This window comes from Vallitalea sediminicola (assembly GCF_054408565.1).
The window spans coordinates 1-225 of the sequence record NZ_BTPT01000356.1 but is presented as its reverse complement, the minus strand read 5'-3'; the positions used below and the strand labels follow the sequence as shown (position 1 = coordinate 225).

1 pseudogene is annotated in these 225 nt (G+C 26.7%); it reads left to right on the top strand.

The annotated features are described in order from the left end of the window. Positions 1–225: pseudogene (locus ACX6CF_RS27035) on the top strand (hypothetical protein); the annotation flags it as partial.

Sequence of the window (225 nt, the reverse complement as noted above, 5' to 3'; positions counted from 1 at the left end):
TGTGGTACTAATTTTCCAAGATGTAATAGATATAAAAACTACGTGAAATTAGGCACATTATCAAGTAAGTTAGATAGACATAATATTGAGTTAGTTAGAATTAGAAATAAAATTCGAAAAATTGGTAAATGGTCCGAGTTTGATATTTGTTTTTTAAGCAGCTTTAATTACTATTATCAAAAAGCAGCAGAAGCACTTTCATTGATAGAATTATCAGAATACAAT